Origin of the sequence: Streptomyces sp. NPDC059695 (assembly GCF_042733785.1) — a bacterium.
Classification (GTDB): Bacteria; Actinomycetota; Actinomycetes; order Streptomycetales; family Streptomycetaceae; genus Streptomyces.
In genome coordinates, this window is the sequence record NZ_JBHWFF010000030.1 from 1 (window position 1) to 1,703 (window position 1,703).

Sequence of the window (1,703 nt, forward strand, 5' to 3'; positions counted from 1 at the left end):
GGGAACCGGCCCTCCTCGTCCACCGCCGCCGCGAACGGAACGATCTTCGCCTCCGCGAGGGCACGCACCGACTCCCGGAGCATGTCGTGCTCCTCTGAAGGCCGATACAGGTCGAAATCAGCAGAACCTGACACGCTCACTCACTCCCACGCTTGCTAACTACCGTTAAGTAACCCAAATGGTAGGGCGTGACCGGGCCCCCGACCAGGGCACGACTATGCTCGGGCAGGCATTCCGCCCGACGTTCCCTGGAGTCCCGCATGGCCCTCAAGATCACCGTGATCGGCACCGGCTACCTCGGCGCCACCCACGCCGCGGCCATGGCGGAGCTGGGCTTCGAGGTGCTCGGCCTGGACGTCGTCCCCGAGAAGATCGCGATGCTGTCCGCCGGGCGCGTCCCCATGTACGAGCCGGGCCTGGAGGAGCTGCTCGCGCAGCACGTCGCCGGCATCGAGGGATCGAGCGGCCGGCTGCGCTTCACCACCTCCTGGGAGGAGGTCGGCGCCTTCGGCGACGTGCACTTCGTCTGCGTGAACACCCCGCAGAAGCACGGCGAGTACGCCTGCGACATGAGCTACGTCGACGCCGCCTTCACCTCCCTCGCCGCGGTCGTGCGCGAAGGGGCCCTGGTCGTCGGCAAGTCCACCGTCCCCGTCGGCTCGGCCCAGCGGCTCGCCGCACTCCTCCCGGCGGGCGTCGACCTCGCCTGGAACCCCGAGTTCCTCCGGGAGGGCTTCGCCGTCCAGGACACGCTGCACCCGGACCGCATCGTCGTCGGCGTCCGCACGCCCGGCGAGACGGCCGAGAAGACGCTCCGCGAGGTCTACGCGGGCCCCGTCGGCGAGGGCTCGCCGTTCGTGGTGACCGACTTCCCGACGGCCGAACTCGTCAAGACCTCCGCCAACTCCTTCCTCGCCACCAAGATCTCCTTCATCAACGCGATGGCGGAGGTCTGCGAGGCCGCCGGCGGCGACGTCGTGAAGCTGGCCGAGGCCATCGGCCACGACGACCGGATCGGCGCCAAGTTCCTGCGCGCCGGCATCGGCTTCGGCGGCGGCTGCCTGCCCAAGGACATCCGGGCCTTCATGGCCCGCGCGGGCGAACTGGGCGCCGACCAGGCCCTGACCTTCCTCCGCGAGATCGACTCCATCAACATGCGGCGGCGCGGCCAGATGGTCGAGATGGCCCGCGAGGCCCTCGGCGGATCCACCTTCCTGGGCCGCCGGGTCGCCGTCCTCGGCGCCACCTTCAAGCCGGACTCCGACGACGTGCGCGACTCCCCCGCCCTGAACGTCGCCGGCCAGATACACCTCCAGGGCGGCCAGGTGACCGTCTACGACCCGAAGGGCATGGCCAACGCCCGCCGCGTCTTCCCGACCCTCGGCTACGCCGACTCGGCCCTGGAGGCCGTGCGCGGGGCGGACGTCGTGCTGCACCTGACCGAGTGGCGCGAGTTCCGCGAGCTCGACCCGGCCGAGCTGGCCTCGGTCGCCGCCACGCGGACGATCCTCGACGGCCGCAACGCCCTCGACGGCGAGCTGTGGCGGGCGGCCGGCTGGACGTACCGGGCGATGGGCCGCCCGACGGCCTGAGGCCCGGGCGGACGAGGGGGGGGGGGGGCCCGCGGGGGGGGGGGGCCCCCCCCGGGGGGGGGGGGGGGGCCGCGGGGGCGGGGCCGGGTGGGGCCGGGCGCGGATACCGGT

The 1,703-nt window shown here is 72.8% G+C and carries 2 protein-coding genes; one reads left to right on the plus strand and one right to left on the minus strand.

What is annotated here, in order from left to right; translation table 11 throughout:
* Window positions 1-134 (minus strand): acyl-CoA dehydrogenase family protein (locus ACFV2S_RS29645; RefSeq protein ID WP_385565813.1); only part of this gene is annotated, 134 nt, incomplete at its 3' end.
* Window positions 135-260: 126 nt separating this feature from the next.
* Between ACFV2S_RS29645 and ACFV2S_RS29650 the strand changes: the two genes are divergently transcribed.
* Window positions 261-1,592 carry a UDP-glucose dehydrogenase family protein gene (locus ACFV2S_RS29650; RefSeq protein WP_385565535.1) on the plus strand — a complete coding sequence of 444 codons (1,332 nt, stop codon included), beginning with the start codon at window positions 261-263 and terminating at the stop codon, window positions 1,590-1,592.
* Window positions 1,593-1,703: the final 111 nt, after the last annotated feature.

What these genes read in the sequence shown, in the direction of transcription:
- ACFV2S_RS29650 (WP_385565535.1), top strand. Translation starts at nt 261, where the DNA reads ATGGCCCTCAAGATCACCGTGATCGGCACCGGCTACCTCGGCGCCACC.